2 protein-coding genes are annotated in these 2,077 nt (G+C 36.4%); one reads left to right on the top strand and one right to left on the bottom strand.

The window, feature by feature from the left end:
- Positions 1-144, bottom strand: a 144-nt coding sequence (locus AC1DND_RS26415) for an RNA polymerase sigma factor (protein WP_477585646.1), incomplete at its 3' end; no start/stop codon positions are given.
- Between the two features lie 721 nt (positions 145-865).
- On the opposite strand from AC1DND_RS26415, the gene AC1DND_RS26410 reads away from it, so the two are divergent.
- Positions 866-1,915, top strand: a complete 1,050-nt coding sequence (locus tag AC1DND_RS26410) for a hypothetical protein (protein WP_477585644.1) — start codon at positions 866-868, stop codon at positions 1,913-1,915.
- Positions 1,916-2,077: the final 162 nt, after the last annotated feature.

The raw sequence follows: 2,077 nt of genomic DNA, 5'->3' as shown, positions 1-2,077 counted from the left end.
ATTTAGCGAAGTCCGGTTATTCCAAAGCTGTAAGAAAATATCATGAACGATATCTTTGGCGTCTTCTTGGTCTTTTAGTTTTTTATAAGCAATATCATATAACATTTCCCAATATCTGCAATAGAGCTCGTCGAATGCGGACATATTACCGCATTTTAAAAGCTCAATTAAAATAATGTCATCATATAATTTCATTATCTTAAGCGATAGGGAACTGGAAGAAAACGAAGAAAAATACTTTACTCATTTGCGGTCTTGTCGATAAACAAAGGGATGGTCAGATACCCTAATAATTCAGATAATTTTTCTTTCAATGGCTCAATATTTAAAACTTGGTCGATTAAAGACGTATAGGGGTTGCGAAAGTACCAGATAGATGATGATTTTAAAAGAATAAATGAGCTAAAGTGCTGGCTTATTTTGTACGTATGCTAATGATTCATTATGGAATACAAAGATCTTTCTTTTGTTATCCCGTAACCTAAGATTATGTTCTGCTCTTATTTATAATGTGCCCGTTTGATTATGACGCCAAAATAGCATTGGTCTTTTGGTTTAACTACTGTTATCTTCACCAATACTACTGTTTTTTTGATACCAGTAACTTTGTCTATGATTTTTGTCAAATCTATTTCCTGATAGTGATGCGATGTCCCGGCCATTTCATCAGGAACCTAAAGAGTAGCCTGTTCAGATAGAATATCCCGTTAGGTTTATAGCGTCCAGCCTCCACGATCAAAAAAGCATAGGTATTAGTTAAATTTGAGGTAGTTTAGTTTTTGATATCATTGAATCTTTATCGTGGTGAAATATTTTTAACAAAAATTTAGCCTAATGATTAACATTTAACCTAAAAACCCTACCCATGAAAAAACTTATTCTTCCATTTTTGATTATTTTATTTGTTAGCTGCAAGAAGAGCAAAACAGAGCCTGAAGTTCCCACGCCAGCAACCACAACTACCGTATATAATTTTGACAGCGATAGCAATTCCGGTTTGATGTTTACAGACGGAGAATCTATGGCACAGCTTACCTCAGAAGCAAGGCGGTATGAAATTGGCAAAGTTTTGCGCGTGAAAGCCATAAATGCAACCACAATAGAGGTGGCTAATTTTGCGCCGGTTGATATTACTGATGCCACTATATTGATGACTGTAGAAGGACAGGCAAAACCGATCAGGCTTTTCAAGATCGGAAAGATCAGGGCACATGCTATCAAGGAGATTAAATATTCTTTTATAGAAGGGAGTACCAAATTTTTGAATGTTGAAGGACAGGAAGTAGATTTAGCACAATATAAAACTACAGGTATTCCAGCCGAAAAGGTATCCTTTGATTTCACAGGAGATACAGAACTGATCAAAAAGCTTAAATCGCTGGCTAAACTGAAATGGAAAATTAAGTTCGAAGATTTTGATGTTAATGACGACCCCACGAATAACTGGAAGGAGAACATTAATGCAAAAGACGTAAGGAGGTTCACTGGTTTGCTGATTAACTTGGCTTATATGCTCCAAGCGGACACAACCCAGAAAGTATTTTTGGCTGAGCCAATTACGGATAATAATAAAGTTTTAATGACAACTGAGCAGAAACAACAGGCTTTTAACAATATCCTCAATATCTCTACAATGAATTGTGGCGTTGTGGTGAACGTTTCGGGCCTCGGAGGCGGTAGCACTTTTGGTTTGGCCGAGTACTTGTTGCAAAAATATACGACCAGAAATATCTGTTACGAATCAATACACGAAATTGGCCATATGGTTGGCTTCTCCCACGATTCAAGCATGACTTATCCAACTTCAGATAACAGGGGGGCAGTTGTGGCAACGGGAAATGTGTACCTGGCAATGATTGCGCAAAATATGCTTCCTATCAAAACGGGCAATTATTACAAACCATCAGATTTGTAGAACTGCAACAGTAAAAGGATTTTTTATCCAATAACGATGTAGACTTTAACACTTAAGAAGATTTACTTTTTTATTTAAAGCCGAAGAACTGTGCTGCCATCATGATCAATTGTTTAAAGATTGATGTTTTTGGTAGCACAGTTTTGAGCGTTTGCTTTTAAT

Source organism: Pedobacter sp. 01N416, from assembly GCF_056399685.1.
Note: the sequence above shows the minus strand (reverse complement) of the source record. Positions and strands in the feature narration are given on the sequence as shown.